The sequence below is a fragment of the Streptococcus sp. UMB1203 genome, from assembly GCF_030217725.1.
Lineage (GTDB): Bacteria > Bacillota > Bacilli > Lactobacillales > Streptococcaceae > Streptococcus.
This window is the reverse complement of the sequence record NZ_JASOOK010000007.1, coordinates 26,384-41,425: the sequence shown is the minus strand read 5'-3', so window position 1 is coordinate 41,425 and position 15,042 is coordinate 26,384. Positions and strand designations below refer to the sequence as shown.

Below are 15,042 nucleotides of genomic sequence, written 5' to 3'. Positions count from 1 at the left end.
GAAATATGACATATAATTTTACAGAAGAATACGATATTATTGTAATTGGTGCGGGACACGCTGGGGTAGAAGCATCCCTAGCAGCTAGCCGTATGGGGTGTAAGGTCTTGCTTGCGACCATCAACATTGAAATGCTGGCTTTCATGCCTTGTAACCCCTCTATCGGTGGTTCTGCCAAGGGAATTGTCGTGCGTGAGGTTGATGCCCTCGGTGGCGAGATGGCCAAAACCATTGACAAGACTTACATCCAGATGAAGATGCTCAACACAGGGAAGGGGCCAGCTGTCCGTGCCCTTCGTGCGCAAGCTGATAAGGAACTTTACTCTAAGGAAATGCGCAAGACAGTTGAAAACCAAGAAAATCTGACCCTTCGTCAGACCATGATTGATGAGATTTTGGTTGAAGATGGCAAGGTTGTCGGTGTTCGTACAGCAACCCATCAAGAATATGCTGCTAAGGCTGTTATCGTGACCACAGGGACTGCTCTCCGTGGGGAAATTATCATCGGAGACCTCAAGTACTCATCAGGTCCTAACCACAGCCTAGCTTCTATTAACCTTGCTGACAATCTCAAGGAACTGGGCCTCGAAATCGGTCGTTTCAAGACAGGAACCCCTCCACGTGTCAAGGCTTCTTCTATCAACTACGATGTGACAGAGATTCAGCCAGGAGACGAAGCGCCTAATCACTTCTCATACACTTCACGTGATGAGGATTATGTCAAAGATCAAGTGCCATGCTGGTTGACCTATACCAATGGTACCAGTCATGAGATTATCCAAAATAACCTCCACCGTGCGCCTATGTTTACAGGTGTGGTCAAGGGAGTGGGACCTCGTTACTGCCCATCGATTGAAGACAAGATTGTGCGCTTTGCGGACAAGGAACGCCACCAACTATTCCTTGAGCCAGAAGGGCGCAATACAGAGGAAGTCTATGTCCAAGGCCTCTCAACCAGTTTACCTGAAGATGTGCAACGTGAACTTGTTCATTCTATCAAAGGTTTGGAAAATGCAGAGATGATGCGAACAGGTTATGCCATTGAGTACGACATGGTCTTGCCTCACCAGTTGCGTGCGACTCTGGAAACCAAGAAAATCTCAGGACTCTTCACTGCTGGTCAGACAAATGGAACGTCAGGTTACGAAGAAGCTGCTGGTCAAGGGATTATCGCGGGTATCAATGCGGCTCTGAAAATCCAAGGCAAACCTGAGTTGATTTTGAAGCGTAGTGATGGTTATATCGGGGTGATGATTGACGACTTGGTGACCAAGGGAACCATTGAACCCTACCGTCTATTGACTAGTCGTGCTGAATACCGTCTCATTCTCCGTCATGACAATGCCGATATGCGTTTGACAGAAATGGGACGCGAGATTGGACTTGTGGATGATGAACGCTGGGCTCGCTTTGAAATTAAGAAAAATCAATTTGACAATGAGATGAAGCGCCTAGACAGTATCAAACTCAAGCCAGTCAAGGAAACTAATGCTAAGGTTGAGGAGATGGGCTTCAAGCCGTTGACAGATGCGGTGACAGCCAAGGAATTCCTTCGCCGTCCAGAAGTTTCTTACCAAGATGTGGTGGCCTTCATCGGACCAGCTGCAGAGGACTTGGATGACAAGATTATCGAATTGATTGAAACAGAAATCAAGTACGAAGGCTATATTTCCAAAGCCATGGACCAGGTTGCCAAGATGAAACGCATGGAAGAAAAACGCATTCCAGCCAATATTGATTGGGATGATATTGATTCTATTGCGACGGAAGCTCGTCAGAAGTTCAAACTCATCAATCCAGAAACCATCGGCCAAGCCAGCCGTATCTCGGGAGTAAACCCAGCAGATATTTCTATTTTGATGGTGTATCTTGAAGGTAAAAATCGTAGTATTTCTAAAAATCAAGAAAAGAAAGCATAGAGAAAAACAGCTCCGAAGACGGGGCTGTTTTGTTGACTTGTACTCAATGAAAATCAAAGAGCAAACTAGGAAGCTAGCCGTAGGTTGCTCAAAGCACTGCTTTGAGGTTGTAGATAGAACTGACGAAGTCAGTAACATATATACGGCAAGGCGAAGCTGACGTGGTTTGAATTTGATTTTCGAAGAGTATTATTCTTCATCTGGTGTGAGGATCATAGGGATGATGATCGGTTCACGTTCTGTATTTTCATAGAGGAATGGTCGAATAGCGTTGACAATGGCACCATTGACAGATTGAACACTAGCATCCTTATTTTTCAGTGCGATACGAATTGCATTGAAGAGGATACGCTGGCTTTGGCGAATCAGGTCGCCAGACTCTCTCATGTAGACAAAGCCTCGGCTGAGGATGTCTGGACCAGACAGAATCATCTGCGATTTGAAGTCAACAGTTGCGACTGCTAGAACGACACCGTCTTCAGATAAATCACGACGATCTTTGAGGACAGCTGCGCCGATTTCACCGATACGATTTCCATCGACATAGATGTCTTGGGCGTTGAAATGACCTGCAATACGAGCTGAGTCAGCAGTAAGGGCAAGCACATCACCATTGCTCATGATAAAGATATTGTCCTTCTCAACACCAGTATCCACCGCTAGTCCAGCGTGGACTTTTTGCATGCGGTATTCACCGTGGACAGGCATGAAGTATTTTGGCTTAATCAAGCGGAGCATAAGTTTTTGCTCTTGCTGGCCACCGTGTCCAGATGTATGGATATTGTTAACCTTACCGTGGATAACTTCGACACCAGCTTCTGAAATGATGTTAATCAGCTTGTTGACGCTAGTAGTGTTTCCAGGGATTGGACTAGAAGAGAAGATAACTGTATCGCCGGGTTGGAGTTGCACCTGACGGTGGGTTCCGTTGGCGATACGAGAGAGGGCCGCCATCGGTTCACCCTGACTACCTGTACAGAGAATCAGAACCTCGCCTGCAGGGTAGTCTTTGATTTCATTTGGCTCGATAAAGGTTCCCTTAGGAGCTTTGATGTAGCCAAGGTCGATTCCGTTGACAATGGCCTTTTCCATGGAACGACCAAAGACCGCAATCTTGCGTCCAGTCTTAACAGCAGCTTCTGTTGCTTGCTGGAGACGGAAGATATTTGAGGCAAAGGATGCAAAGATGATACGTCCTTCAATGCCTTGGATAATCTTCATGATGGACTGGCCAACGACTTTTTCAGAGTTGGTAAAGGTTGGTACTTCCGCATTTGTCGAGTCAGATAGGAGACAGAGAACACCTTCTTCGCCCAGCGCAGCCATACGGTGCAAATCTGCTGGTTCACCAACTGGTGTTAAGTCAAACTTGAAGTCACCCGTACAGACAATTTTCCCTTGAGGAGTATGAATGACAATCCCCAAAGGTTCTGGAATAGAGTGTGTCGTTCTAAAGAAAGTTGCCTTGAGATTTTTAAAGGTCAACTCAGTATTATGGTTGATTTCGTAAAGTTTGGCGTTGCGCAAGAGGCCGTGTTCTTCGAGTTTCCCACGGATCAAAGCCAAGGCAAGTGGTCCAGCATAGATTGGGACATTTGCTTGCTTGAGTAGGAATGGAATCCCACCGATGTGGTCCTCGTGTCCGTGGGTAATCAAAACAGCCTTGACGCGGTCGATATTGTCTACGATGTAAGAGTAGTCAGGAATGACATAGTCGATACCAAGCAAGTCATCTTCTGGGAATTTAATCCCAGCATCGACGATGATAATCTCATCTTGGTATTCAATCCCGTATGTATTTTTCCCGATTTCTCCCAGACCACCGATGGCAAAAACGCCGACTTCTTCAGGTTTAAGAGTATAGGCCATATTAGAACTCCGTGATTTCGAAGGCGCCAGTTTCTTTTTCGTAATCTAGCAATTTGTCAGACAAGAGTTCGATATACTCGATATTGTACTCTGGGCGATTTTCTTCGACAAGTTGGCGAGCAGCGATACGGCCCTCAAGTTCTGAGTTAGCATCGATGTCTAGGTATAGTGCGCGTGTTGTTTCACGGCGTGGGCTACGTTCTTTTGTTTCTTGATAAAAAACTTTGTAAATCATATAGTTCCTTTCTATTTACAGGTCAGCTTATTCCAAACTTTTAGCATAGATTTGCTTGATTTCATTCCAATTTGTGTCTAGATTGACCTTGATTCGTTACAATTATTTCAATTATACCACAAAATGAAAAATTAGTAAAAGACGGAAACGAGAAAGTCACAGGACGATTTCTTTGGTAATCGTTTGCAAAAATAAAGAAAATATGTTATTTTGATAACGGAAATGAGTTTTATTGTTTGTCATAATTCAAGATAGATTTTAAGCCAAGGAGGTTGCCCTATGTATAACTTATTTGCTTTTGCTATCGGAGCTCGCTTGGTAGCTTTTATTGTTTTTGTTGCTTGCGTTTATGCGGGGAATCTTCTATTTGCAAAGTTGGAACAACGACAAACCAAGTTCTTGTGGAAAATTACCTTTGTGACTCTCTACTCGCTTTTTCTCCTCCTCCTAACCTATGTCGTTTGGTTTGTATTTTACTTTGGATTAAATGCTTAGATGCCCTGCTCATGCTGGGGCATTTTTGTTTGGGGGTAAAGAAAATTCCCATGTGCCAGCTTTTGTAGTATAATAGTAAGCAGACAAAAAGATAGGAATGTGTTATGAAAGTATTAGCTTTTGATACGTCCAGCAAGGCTCTTTCTCTCGCTATTTTAGAGGACAAGCAGGTTCTTGCCGAGACGATGATTAATATCAAGAAAAATCACAGTATTACCCTCATGCCTGCCATCGATTTTTTGATGGCAAGTTTGGATTGGACACCCAAGGATTTGGACCGAATCGTGGTAGCGGAAGGGCCAGGTAGCTACACAGGTTTGCGAATTGCGGTAGCAACTGCCAAGACCTTGGCTCACACTCTGAACATCGAGTTAGTTGGTATGTCTAGCCTCTTGGCTCTGGTGCCCTACCAACAAGAAGGCTTGTTCGTTCCTTTGATGGATGCGCGTCGCAACAATGTTTATGCAGGATTTTATGAAAATGCCAAACCTGTCATGCCAGAAGCGCACCTGCCTTTTGAGCGAGTGATTGAGTTAATCAAGGGGGCTAGTCAGGTAACCTTTGTCGGAGAAGTTGGCCCCTTTGTGGAGCAGATTCAAGAACACTTGCCAAGGACTAATTACAAAGAAACCTTGCCAAATGCAGCCAATCTTGCTCTTTGGGCATGGGATAAGCAAGCAGACTCCTTGCACGATTTTGTGCCAAATTACCTCAAACGCGTTGAGGCTGAGGAAAACTGGCTCAAGAACCACACCGAGTCTGGCGAGTCTTACATTAAACGCCTATGATAGAAATCAAACAAATCCAACAGCAGCCTGACTTGGCTCAAGACATCTACGCTGTCATGGCAGCTGTTTACCCAGTCAGTCCTTGGACGCTGGAACAAATCCAAGCAGACCTGGCTCAAGATCAGACTTGGTATGCTCTGGCTTATGATGGGGCAGAAGTGATTGGCTTTCTAGCTGTGCAGGAAAATATCTTTGAGGCAGAAGTCTTGCAAATCGCTGTTAAAGGAGACTATCAGGGTCAGGGAATTGCGTCAGCCTTGTTTGCTCAATTGCCGACAGACAGGGAGATTTTCCTCGAAGTCAGAAAGTCAAATCACCGAGCGCAAGCATTTTACAAGAAAGAAAAAATGGCAGTCATCGCGGAGAGAGTAGCCTACTACCATGACCCAGTCGAGGACGCCATCATCATGAAGAGAGAAATAGATGAAGGATAGATATATTTTAGCATTTGAGACATCCTGTGATGAGACCAGTGTCGCCGTCTTGAAAAACGACGATGAGCTCTTGTCCAATGTCATTGCTAGTCAAATTGAGAGTCACAAACGTTTTGGCGGCGTAGTGCCGGAAGTGGCTAGTCGTCACCATGTCGAGGTCATTACAGCCTGTATCGAGGAGGCGCTAGCAGAAGCAGAGATTACAGAAGAGGATGTGACAGCTGTGGCGGTTACCTATGGGCCAGGCTTGGTCGGAGCCTTGCTAGTTGGCTTGTCAGCTGCTAAGGCCTTTGCTTGGGCTCATGGACTTCCGCTGATTCCTGTTAACCACATGGCCGGTCACCTCATGGCCGCTCAGAGTGTGGAGTCTTTGGAGTTTCCCTTGCTAGCCCTTTTGGTTAGCGGTGGACACACAGAGTTGGTTTATGTTTCGGAGGCTGGTGATTACAAGATTGTTGGGGAAACGCGAGATGACGCGGTTGGTGAGGCTTATGATAAGGTCGGCCGTGTCATGGGCTTGACCTATCCTGCTGGTCGTGAGATTGACGAGCTAGCTCATCAGGGACAGGATATTTATGATTTCCCTCGTGCCATGATTAAGGAAGATAATCTGGAGTTTTCATTCTCAGGTTTGAAATCTGCCTTTATCAATCTTCACCACAATGCCGAGCAAAAGGGAGAAAGCTTGTCCACAGAGGATTTGTGTGCTTCCTTCCAAGCAACTGTCTTGGATATTCTTATGGCAAAAACTAAGAAGGCTTTGGAGAAATATCCTGTTAAAACCCTGGTTGTGGCAGGTGGCGTGGCAGCCAATAAAGGCCTCAGAGAACGCCTAGCAACTGAAATCACTGACGTCAAGGTCATCATTCCACCTCTGCGCCTCTGCGGAGATAATGCAGGAATGATTGCCTATGCCAGCGTCAGCGAGTGGAACAAAGAAAACTTCGCAAGCTTGGACCTCAATGCCAAACCAAGTCTCGCTTTTGATACGATGGAATAAGGAGTCAGCTTAAGGCTGGCTTTTTTGCTCTCTTAAATGTCAGAATATTTTGACAAAATCATAAAAATAATGATACAATATGCAAAAGCTAGGAGGTGGTCAGATGATTGAGAGAATGGAATTGGGGGAATTTTACAAGGAATTGCGCGTGGCGAGAAAACTCAAGCAGTCAGATGTGGCCTGTGAGGGACTAACAGCCTCTCAGTTGTCCAAGTTTGAACTAGGGCAGTCTATGCTATCTGCGGACAAGCTAATCCTAGCTATCCAAGGTATAAATGTGACCTTTGATGAGTTTGGGCACAAGCTCAACAACTATCAAGAATCTCCACATATGCGAATTGGTAGAAAGGTTGTGGATCGCTTTGCCCATCAAGATATTGCTGGCTTAGAGCAACTGTTGGAGGAAGTCGAGCAAGAACAGATGGCGCAGACCTATCGTTGTTTGAATGCTATTGTAATTAAAAACGCACTCCATTCCTTAGATAAAAGCTATTCGCTAGCAGAGGAGGATAGCGAGTTTTTGACTACCTATCTCTATGCTATTGAATCTTGGACCTGGTTTGAACTCTATCTCTTTTGCAATACCATGCCCTTCTTGAGCAACCAAGATTTGATATTTTTATCAACCTCTTTGCTTGAAAAATCCAAAGAATTTAAAGAGTTAGTACACAATCGATTGTATATGAAGCAAGGACTCTTAAATATTTTATCAGAACTCATGGAGCGAAAACTTTTCTCATACATCCCAATCTTCGAAGCTGAGTTGGAGAGCATGTTGCGCCCGTACGATGTTTTTGAGAAAATATCATGGCAATTTTTAAAGAAAATGAGTGTCTTTCTTCAAACCAAAGGAAGCAATCAAAAAGAGATTGAACACTTTATCCAATCTCTGCAAGTATTAGAAAATCCACAATTGCTAGCCCTCTTCGAATTGCGTTTTCAGCAATACAAAGAACTTATCGATTAATTAGAAACGGGAAGACGATAACCCACTCCGAAATAAGCAGGAGTATCAGTTGGATTTTTCTTTTCTTCATCATTATATCCCTCCTTGTTAGTAGTAACTTTATTATACCAGTGAAATAATCAAATCTGCTAAAATCGCAAATGTGAAATTTCTATAAGAAAAAATATCAAATATGCGATTTTCTAAAATAAGCCAATTTCCATGTTATACTGTCCTTGTAAAACATTTGAAGCAAATCCTAGGTCGCAGAAGTGGTTTACAAATAAAAATAATTGAAGGAATGTAAAAGATGTTAAATTTACAATTTGCAGAAACAATGGAATTGACAGAAGATGAGTTGCAAGATGTTAGAGGAGGAAATATCGTAAATTCTATGGGAGGTGGCGGAAGAAGTGGTATATCTGGTTGGGGCGTCTCAGGAATTTACCCTGGTTGGGGCAATCAAGGGATGAGTCCTAATCGTGGAGCTTTTGATTGGACTATAGATTTAGCAGATGGATTGTTTAGTCGCCGTAGAAGATAGGCTCTTATAGGAGATAATAGGATGAAGAAAATGAAAGAAATGAAATTTCACCTAGCAACTGGATTGTTGATTTTGACTTATTACCTCATTTTTAATGTCACATCAGACTTAGATTTTATGGTTGCTTTGTCTGATAATATGTACTATGTGTTCCAAGTTTTATTGGTACTTATTCTGGGAACTATAGCTACAATTGCTTTTGTCAAAAGTGAACATTGGAAAGAGTGTGGTCGTTTCCAGTTTCGTTGGTCTTACCTGGGTGTTTTCCTTCTTTCTTTTTTCTTATTGTTCGTGTGGGCAAATCTAACAACCTATATCTTTCCTCGTACCCAGAACGGAAGTGTAGTCGTGGAGGTAGCCACCAGTTTAACAGGAACTAGCTATTTTGTTACGCGAATACTTTATACTAGTATTATCGCACCTGTATCAGAAGAGGTTGTTTGTCGTGGCTTTTTGATGACAAGTTTATCTAAAGTTAAAAGATACTATCTTGATGTTCTTGTTTCTGCTGCCATATTTGGCGCTATGCATGTTTTGCAGTATGGTTGGATAACGACAGATTTCATAAAGTATTTTGGAATGGGCTTGATATTTTGTATGATGTTTCGTTACACTCGCTCCATCTATTGGGCTATAGCTCTGCATGCTTCATGGAATAGTTTCTTACTCATTGTTACTTTATTGGTATTTGGATATTAGAAAGGTGATATATGAAAAAGTTAATTCGAAGCAACCACTTTTTTTATAGCAATCCTACTTGTCATTGCTTATCAGTACCTTAGTGGTCTGGTTTTATCTAGCGACTTTGCTCTTGGTCTATCTGACTTTGCCTACTATTTGTCGGATATGATGTTGAATTTTCTTGTAGTTCTTCTTGCTTTTTTTGCTATGACTAAGTCAGGGAGATGGCAACAAATCAATAGTAGAAAGTTTAAAGGGTCCTATCTTTTCTATTCTTTTCTAGCTCTTCTTGCTTTTGTTATTTGGAATTTTGTTACATTTTTTATTTTTCCACCTACTCGAAATGAAATTTCTTATCAACATGCTGCTCCTACTTTTACAGGAGCTACGGCATTTTTGATGTATTTTTTTTATCCTGTTATTGCAGGCCCCATTTTTGAAGAGATGATTTATCGTGGATTAGTGATGACTGCTCTGGAAAAAGGGAAGAAATGGGGACTGGATGTACTCGGATCAGCTATATTATTTGGAATCTTGCACATTAGTAGTCATGGTTGGGTCTTGACAGACTTTGTCTACTATATGGGTGGCGGCCTTATATTTGCAGTCTTATTTAGAGTAACAAAGTCAATTTATTGGCCTATTGGATTGCATATAGTCTACAATGGCATTGGTCAGCTTTTGATGTTACTGTAATTTTGGTTGTTAGTAGTATCGTGGTCTATCCTTGGGGAAAGATTCCCATTTGAATTCAAAAAGGAGTTGTGATGAAAGTATTTCTTCAAAATAGAGATTTTAGGCAATTAACCATCAACCAGTGGATTTCAACGGTTGGGGATACGATTTTTTATCTGGCCTTTTTGAATTATGTGGCAGATGCATCTTTTGCCCCTTTGGCGATTTTACTGATCACGATTTCAGAAACCCTTCCTCAAGTTCTGCAAATCTTTCTGGGAGTTTTGGCGGATTTTCAACATCATCGTGTCCTAAAATATACAATGATTAGTTTTGCAAAATTTTTGCTTTACTCTATCGTTTCTTTATCACTTTCAGGGCAGTCCTTTTCCTTGTTATTAGTAGCATTTATTTGTCTGATTAACCTCTTATCTGACACATTGAGTTATTTTTCAGGCGCCATGCTCACTCCGATTTTCATTAGAATTATTGGGCAAGACCATCTGGCAGAAGCTATTGGATTTAAACAGTCAACTGTTAGTTTAGTGAAAACAATCAGTAATATTCTAGGAGGAGTCTTACTAGGTATTCTATCTATCCAGTCTATTTCCTTACTGAATGCTCTGACCTTTTTAATCGCATTTTTAGGTATTCTTTTCATAAAAACAGATCTCTTGAAAGTAGAAAAAACGATTAGCTATCAAGAAGGACTCTCTGTAAAATCCTTTTGCCAGCATCTGCTCCAATCATCAAAATTGATATGGAATATGAATAAGGTGCTCTTGGTTTTGTTTATTATCTCTATTAGTCAAGCAGTGATAAATGTTACAGTTCCTGTTTCTACTCTGTTTTTGAGGAATCAGCCCTTTTTGAATTTACAAACAGGTCAATCTCTTGCCTTGTTATCCACCCTTGAATTGTCAGCCCTTATTGTCGGAAGCCTTGTGAGTGGCTATCTGAAGAATACAATCTCCATAAAACTAGCCCTATATGCCTCGCTTATTATCCAATTACTCCTTTTAGTTGGCTTTGTGGCAGTTCGTTTTGACTGGATTCTTATCTTTAGTGCCTTGGATGCCTTTTTCGCAGGTATCCTCTCTCCTCGATTACAGGAACTCATTTTTAAACAAATACCTGAGGAGTCAATGGGAGCAGTTCAATCCTCTATCGGCGCCATTACAGTTGTTTTACCTAGCTTATTTACAATAGCTTTGGTAACCATTGCTACTAGCTTTGGAACTCTGGCAGTTAGCTTTGTTTTATTGCTATTTCTTCTAGCTGCCTTTATCATACTCTTGAATATCCGTGAAAACATTTAGCGAAGAATGTGTATATTATATGTTTGAGACTGGATTCCAGTCTGTTTATGATGGCTACAATCAGCAGACTGTTAAATTTTTGAGAAAGTTGCTTGACATTTTAGACCAATCGGTTTATAATTAAAAAATGTAGAGGTAAATACATGAGAAAAGAAGAAAAAACAAGACTACGAAGAGAGAAAATCATTACCGCTGCTTTGTTTGAATTTGCTACAAAAGGCTATCAAGGTTTTGTCATCAATGAACTTTGTAAAGTGGATGGTATTGCCAAAGGAGTTTTGTATCATAATTTTTCAGGGAAATCAGACCTCTATCTAACTTGGTTTCAGGATATGAACATCAATTATCACAGGTTTTGGATATGATGATTTATGGAATACTAGAGGAAGATTCCTCTAAAAAAGGAGAAAAATAATGTCGAAAATTTGGAAATGGTTGTTACTAATTGCGGGTATTTTTGCAGTTTTTGCAGGTTTTTATATGTTTGCACATCCTCTTATTAGCTTGGCTTCCATGACTTTCTGGTTTGCACTTGTATTTGCAGTTCAAGGGATTTCTGAGATTGTACAATACTTCAAATCAGAAGAAAAGCATGGCTGGAATTTATTTGGAGGAATTGTTACCCTCATCCTCGCTCTTACCTTGTTCTCAGGTAGCTTTATTGAAATGGTAACATTTGTACCATTTATCATTTCTTTATGGGCCTTGACAAATGGTATTACAAAAACTATCGTTGGTTTCAAGGTTCGTAAGACGGATAAATCGGTAGGTACCCCTCTAGTTTGGATGGGGATTTTAGGAATCGTAGCAGGTTTAATCATGATGGGACACCCATTGATGACCGGTCTCTATATTAGTTACACCATTGCCTTTGTCTTTATTTATCAAGGTATTGTGGCAATTGTTCAATTCTTCAAGATTAAATAAGAATAAAATGGAGTCTGTCTGATTACAATCAGCAGACTTTTTTCTCTTTCCTGAATGTGTTATAATAGTCCATGCTATGGCTGGAGCCTTTTCAGCCTACTTATACTCTTCGAAAATCTCTTCAAACTGCGTCAGCTTCTATCTGCAACCTCAAAACAATGTTTTGAGCAACCTGTGGCCAGCTTTCTAGTTTGCTCTTTGATTTTCATTGAGTATTATTAAGACAATATGAGGAGAAAGATGAAAGAAAAAGGATTTTGGGAGGGGGCGCAGGCGGCCATGCCAACGGCCCTTGGTTATGTCAGTATTGGCTTGGCCTGTGGGATTATTGGTGCGCCCTATGTGACACCTGTTGAGATGGGCTTGATGAGCCTCTTTGTTTATGCTGGGAGTGCCCAGTTTGCCATGTTGGCACTGATTGCGGTTCAAGCACCTGTGGCAGCTATTGCTATGACGGTCTTTTTGATTAATTTGCGTCTCTTTTTGTTGAGTTTGCATGCGTCAACCTATTTCCGTCATACCAGTCTCTGGCAAAATATCGGTATGTCTAGTCTCTTGACGGATGAGACTTATGGCGTTTTGATGGGCGAGTTAGCCCATACAGACAAGGTCAATCCTATGTGGATGCACGGAAACAATCTCAACAGCTATGTGGCTTGGTTTGTGGGAACAGTAGTCGGAACGGATCTGGGTGGCCTGCTGCCAAATCCAGAAATCTTTGGCTTGGATTTTGCCTTGGTTGGGATGTTCATTGGAATTTTTGCTTCGCAATTCCAGATTATGCAAAGACGGATTCCTGTCCGCAATCTACTGATTATCCTAGCAGTTGTTGCGGTGTCCTTCTTTTTGCTCTTGACAGTGGTGTCTCAGTCGCTAGCTGTTCTGTTTGCGACGCTACTTGGTTGTACAATGGGGGTGGTTTTAGATGGTCAGTAAGTATCTTTTATTAGCAGTTATTTTCTCTGGCTTGGTGACCTGGATTCCCCGTATGATTCCCTTCATCTTGGTCAAGTATAAGGGTTTGCCTGCAATCGTTGAGCGTTTTTTGAAGTTCTTGCCCGTTTCTATTATCTTTGCCTTGATTCTTTCAAGCGTAGTAACAGGTAAGGTTGGGAGCCTTCCTCAAATCAAATGGCTGGATTTCTTAGCCGTCTTTCCAACAGCTTGGGTAGCCTTTCGTTATCGCAATCTAGTCGGAACAGTTCTCTTTGGAGTGGTCTTGATTGCCGTCTTGCGTTTGGTCTTTTAAATCAGCCATAAAGAAAACCTATCACAGAGATAGATATCATATAATGGCGTAAATGGTCTTTTTCTGTTAAGATTATAAGGTATTCTATTTTGGAGGAAATGACATGAAAAAAATCGTTAAATACTCATCTCTTGCTGCCCTAGGGCTTGTTGCTGCAGGTGTACTAGCAGCTTGCTCAGGTGGTGCTAAGAAAGAGGGAGAAGCAGCTAGCAAGAAAGAAATTATCGTTGCAACTAATGCTACACCAAAACCATTCAACTATGAAGAAAATGGCGAATTGACTGGTTACGAAATTGAAGTGGTTCGCGCTATCTTTAAAGACTCTGACAAGTATGATGTCAAGTTTGAGAAGACAGAGTGGTCAGGAGTCTTTGCAGGACTTGATGCTGACCGTTACAATATGGCTGTTAGCAACATCAGCTACACTAAAGAACGTGCTGAAAAATACCTTTATGCAGCTCCAACTGCTAAAAACCCTAACGTTCTTGTAGTGAAAAAAGATGACCCTAGCATTAAATCGCTTGATGATATCGGTGGAAAATCAACAGAAGTTGTTCAAGGGACAACATCTGCTAAACAGCTAGAAGACTACAACAAACAACATTCAGATAATCCAACTGTCCTAAAGTATACTAAAGCGGACTTCCAACAAATCATGGGACGCTTGAGCGATGGCCAGTTTGACTATAAGATTTTTGATAAAATCGGTGTTGAAACAGTCATCAAAGACCAAGGTTTGGACAACTTGAAAGTTATTGAACTTCCAAGCGACCAACAACCTTACGTTTACCCACTTCTTGCTAAAGGTCAAGATGAGTTGAAATCATTTGTAGATAAACGTATCCAAGAACTCTACAAAGACGGAACGCTTGAAAAGTTGTCTAAACAATTCTTCGGAGACACTTACCTACCAGCAGAAGCTGATATTAAATAATTTTTTGAAATCATCCATTCTGAATAAGGTGGATGATTTCTCAGTTTTTAAGGATATAGTTTTAAACTATATATCTGACTATCTAATAACAATTTGTGAAATCAAATAAATTGTGAGATACTAGTACGGTATTATTTTTAAGGAGAAAGAATCATGAAAATCAAAAAATGGCTTGGTGTAGCAGCTCTTGCTACAGTCGCAGGTTTGGCTCTTGCAGCTTGCGGAAACTCAGAAAAGAAAGCAGACAATGCAACAACTATCAAAATCGCAACTGTTAACCGTAGCGGTTCTGAAGAAAAACGTTGGGACAAAATCCAAGAATTGGTTAAAAAAGATGGTATTACCTTGGAATTTACAGAGTTCACAGACTACTCACAACCAAACAAGGCAACTGCTGATGGCGAAGTAGATTTGAACGCTTTCCAACACTATAACTTCTTGAACAACTGGAACAAAGAAAACGGAAAAGACCTTGTAGCGATTGCAGATACTTACATCTCTCCAATCCGTCTTTACTCAGGTTTGAATGGAAGTGACAACAAGTACACTAAAGTAGAAGACATCCCAGCAAACGGAGAAATCGCTGTACCAAACGACGCTACAAACGAAAGTCGTGCACTTTACTTGCTTCAATCAGCTGGCTTGATTAAATTGGATGTTTCTGGAACTGCTCTTGCAACAGTTGCTAACATCAAAGAAAATCCAAAGAACTTGAAAATCACTGAATTGGATGCTAGCCAAACAGCTCGTTCATTGTCATCAGTTGACGCTGCCGTTGTAAACAATACCTTCGTTACAGAAGCAAAATTGGACTACAAGAAAGCACTTTTCAAAGAACAAGCTGATGAAAATTCAAAACAATGGTACAACATCATCGTTGCGAAAAAAGATTGGGAAACATCACCAAAAGCTGATGCTATCAAGAAAGTGATCGCAGCTTACCACACAGATGACGTGAAAAAAGTTATCGAAGAAACATCAGACGGTTTGGATCAACCAGTTTGGTAATAAGAAACAGGGAGGTGGG

18 protein-coding genes are annotated in these 15,042 nt (G+C 41.4%); 16 read left to right on the top strand and 2 right to left on the bottom strand.

Annotated elements, in window-relative coordinates:
• Window positions 1–5 precede the first annotated feature (5 nt).
• Window positions 6–1,919, top strand: a complete 1,914-nt coding sequence (gene mnmG / locus QP439_RS03160) for a tRNA uridine-5-carboxymethylaminomethyl(34) synthesis enzyme MnmG (RefSeq protein ID WP_000221914.1) — start codon at window positions 6–8, stop codon at window positions 1,917–1,919.
• 189 nt (window positions 1,920–2,108) lie between these two features.
• Here the strand turns inward: mnmG and rnjA are convergent, their stop codons facing one another.
• Together rnjA and QP439_RS03150 are read right to left on the bottom strand one after the other, a co-directional pair.
• Entirely contained in the window at window positions 2,109–3,788 is a 1,680-nt protein-coding gene (gene rnjA, locus QP439_RS03155; protein WP_000331994.1) for a ribonuclease J1, read from the bottom strand.
• A gap of 1 nt (window position 3,789) precedes the next feature.
• Complete coding sequence (locus QP439_RS03150; RefSeq protein ID WP_000639571.1) at window positions 3,790–4,023, bottom strand: DNA-dependent RNA polymerase subunit epsilon; 234 nt, start codon at window positions 4,021–4,023, stop codon at window positions 3,790–3,792.
• Window positions 4,024–4,302: 279 nt separating this feature from the next.
• Between QP439_RS03150 and QP439_RS03145 the strand changes: the two genes are divergently transcribed.
• From QP439_RS03145 to QP439_RS03075, 15 genes are all read left to right on the top strand, one after another.
• Window positions 4,303–4,518: a hypothetical protein gene (locus tag QP439_RS03145; RefSeq protein ID WP_000282474.1), complete on the top strand. Its 216-nt coding sequence runs from the start codon at window positions 4,303–4,305 to the stop codon at window positions 4,516–4,518.
• A gap of 104 nt (window positions 4,519–4,622) precedes the next feature.
• Window positions 4,623–5,306: a tRNA (adenosine(37)-N6)-threonylcarbamoyltransferase complex dimerization subunit type 1 TsaB gene (gene tsaB, locus QP439_RS03140; RefSeq protein WP_000865680.1), complete on the top strand. Its 684-nt coding sequence runs from the start codon at window positions 4,623–4,625 to the stop codon at window positions 5,304–5,306.
• Complete coding sequence (gene rimI, locus QP439_RS03135; protein WP_000569803.1) at window positions 5,303–5,740, top strand: ribosomal protein S18-alanine N-acetyltransferase; 438 nt, start codon at window positions 5,303–5,305, stop codon at window positions 5,738–5,740. The genes tsaB and rimI overlap by 4 nt, the downstream gene beginning before the upstream one ends.
• Entirely contained in the window at window positions 5,730–6,740 is a 1,011-nt protein-coding gene (gene tsaD, locus QP439_RS03130; RefSeq protein WP_000655026.1) for a tRNA (adenosine(37)-N6)-threonylcarbamoyltransferase complex transferase subunit TsaD, read from the top strand. The genes rimI and tsaD overlap by 11 nt, the downstream gene beginning before the upstream one ends.
• 103 nt (window positions 6,741–6,843) lie before the next feature.
• Window positions 6,844–7,707, top strand: a complete 864-nt coding sequence (locus tag QP439_RS03125) for an XRE/MutR family transcriptional regulator (RefSeq protein WP_254753626.1) — start codon at window positions 6,844–6,846, stop codon at window positions 7,705–7,707.
• Window positions 7,708–7,996: 289 nt separating this feature from the next.
• A complete protein-coding gene (locus QP439_RS03120; protein WP_000933480.1) occupies window positions 7,997–8,230 on the top strand; it encodes a hypothetical protein in 234 nt (77 codons plus the stop codon).
• 21 nt (window positions 8,231–8,251) lie between these two features.
• Window positions 8,252–8,929, top strand: a complete 678-nt coding sequence (locus QP439_RS03115; RefSeq protein WP_000738302.1) for a CPBP family intramembrane glutamic endopeptidase — start codon at window positions 8,252–8,254, stop codon at window positions 8,927–8,929.
• Window positions 8,930–8,974: 45 nt separating this feature from the next.
• A complete protein-coding gene (locus QP439_RS03110) occupies window positions 8,975–9,607 on the top strand; it encodes a CPBP family intramembrane glutamic endopeptidase (protein WP_029690051.1) in 633 nt (210 codons plus the stop codon).
• Window positions 9,608–9,678: 71 nt separating this feature from the next.
• On the top strand, window positions 9,679–10,905 hold the full coding sequence (locus QP439_RS03105) for an MFS transporter (protein ID WP_000862437.1): 1,227 nt from the start codon (window positions 9,679–9,681) through the stop codon (window positions 10,903–10,905).
• Between the two features lie 143 nt (window positions 10,906–11,048).
• Window positions 11,049–11,270 carry a TetR/AcrR family transcriptional regulator gene (locus tag QP439_RS03100; RefSeq protein ID WP_004250194.1) on the top strand — a complete coding sequence of 74 codons (222 nt, stop codon included), beginning with the start codon at window positions 11,049–11,051 and terminating at the stop codon, window positions 11,268–11,270.
• 49 nt (window positions 11,271–11,319) lie between these two features.
• Complete coding sequence (locus tag QP439_RS03095; RefSeq protein WP_285387561.1) at window positions 11,320–11,832, top strand: HdeD family acid-resistance protein; 513 nt, start codon at window positions 11,320–11,322, stop codon at window positions 11,830–11,832.
• 240 nt (window positions 11,833–12,072) lie between these two features.
• Entirely contained in the window at window positions 12,073–12,768 is a 696-nt protein-coding gene (locus tag QP439_RS03090; protein WP_285387560.1) for an AzlC family ABC transporter permease, read from the top strand.
• The gene (locus QP439_RS03085; RefSeq protein WP_000253936.1) at window positions 12,758–13,081 is read left to right on the top strand and encodes an AzlD domain-containing protein; all 324 of its coding nucleotides are present in this window, start codon (window positions 12,758–12,760) and stop codon (window positions 13,079–13,081) included. Before QP439_RS03090 ends, QP439_RS03085 begins: the two co-directional genes overlap by 11 nt.
• 103 nt (window positions 13,082–13,184) lie before the next feature.
• Window positions 13,185–14,015: an amino acid ABC transporter substrate-binding protein gene (locus QP439_RS03080; protein WP_049500712.1), complete on the top strand. Its 831-nt coding sequence runs from the start codon at window positions 13,185–13,187 to the stop codon at window positions 14,013–14,015.
• Between the two features lie 153 nt (window positions 14,016–14,168).
• The gene (locus QP439_RS03075; protein WP_000694523.1) at window positions 14,169–15,023 is read left to right on the top strand and encodes a MetQ/NlpA family ABC transporter substrate-binding protein; all 855 of its coding nucleotides are present in this window, start codon (window positions 14,169–14,171) and stop codon (window positions 15,021–15,023) included.
• Window positions 15,024–15,042: the final 19 nt, after the last annotated feature.

Bases quoted from the DNA above. Each gene is read 5' to 3' on its own strand.
- QP439_RS03080 (WP_049500712.1), top strand. From the start codon at position 13,185: ATGAAAAAAATCGTTAAATACTCATCTCTTGCTGCCCTAGGGCTTGTT.
- QP439_RS03085 (WP_000253936.1), top strand. From the start codon at position 12,758: ATGGTCAGTAAGTATCTTTTATTAGCAGTTATTTTCTCTGGCTTGGTG.
- rnjA (WP_000331994.1), bottom strand. From the start codon at position 3,788: ATGGCCTATACTCTTAAACCTGAAGAAGTCGGCGTTTTTGCCATCGGT.
- QP439_RS03105 (WP_000862437.1), top strand. From the start codon at position 9,679: ATGAAAGTATTTCTTCAAAATAGAGATTTTAGGCAATTAACCATCAAC.
- QP439_RS03075 (WP_000694523.1), top strand. From the start codon at position 14,169: ATGAAAATCAAAAAATGGCTTGGTGTAGCAGCTCTTGCTACAGTCGCA.
- rimI (WP_000569803.1), top strand. From the start codon at position 5,303: ATGATAGAAATCAAACAAATCCAACAGCAGCCTGACTTGGCTCAAGAC.
- QP439_RS03125 (WP_254753626.1), top strand. From the start codon at position 6,844: ATGATTGAGAGAATGGAATTGGGGGAATTTTACAAGGAATTGCGCGTG.
- tsaB (WP_000865680.1), top strand. From the start codon at position 4,623: ATGAAAGTATTAGCTTTTGATACGTCCAGCAAGGCTCTTTCTCTCGCT.
- mnmG (WP_000221914.1), top strand. From the start codon at position 6: ATGACATATAATTTTACAGAAGAATACGATATTATTGTAATTGGTGCG.
- QP439_RS03145 (WP_000282474.1), top strand. From the start codon at position 4,303: ATGTATAACTTATTTGCTTTTGCTATCGGAGCTCGCTTGGTAGCTTTT.
- QP439_RS03095 (WP_285387561.1), top strand. From the start codon at position 11,320: ATGTCGAAAATTTGGAAATGGTTGTTACTAATTGCGGGTATTTTTGCA.
- QP439_RS03120 (WP_000933480.1), top strand. From the start codon at position 7,997: ATGTTAAATTTACAATTTGCAGAAACAATGGAATTGACAGAAGATGAG.
- QP439_RS03115 (WP_000738302.1), top strand. From the start codon at position 8,252: ATGAAGAAAATGAAAGAAATGAAATTTCACCTAGCAACTGGATTGTTG.
- tsaD (WP_000655026.1), top strand. From the start codon at position 5,730: ATGAAGGATAGATATATTTTAGCATTTGAGACATCCTGTGATGAGACC.
- QP439_RS03100 (WP_004250194.1), top strand. From the start codon at position 11,049: ATGAGAAAAGAAGAAAAAACAAGACTACGAAGAGAGAAAATCATTACC.
- QP439_RS03150 (WP_000639571.1), bottom strand. From the start codon at position 4,023: ATGATTTACAAAGTTTTTTATCAAGAAACAAAAGAACGTAGCCCACGC.
- QP439_RS03090 (WP_285387560.1), top strand. From the start codon at position 12,073: ATGAAAGAAAAAGGATTTTGGGAGGGGGCGCAGGCGGCCATGCCAACG.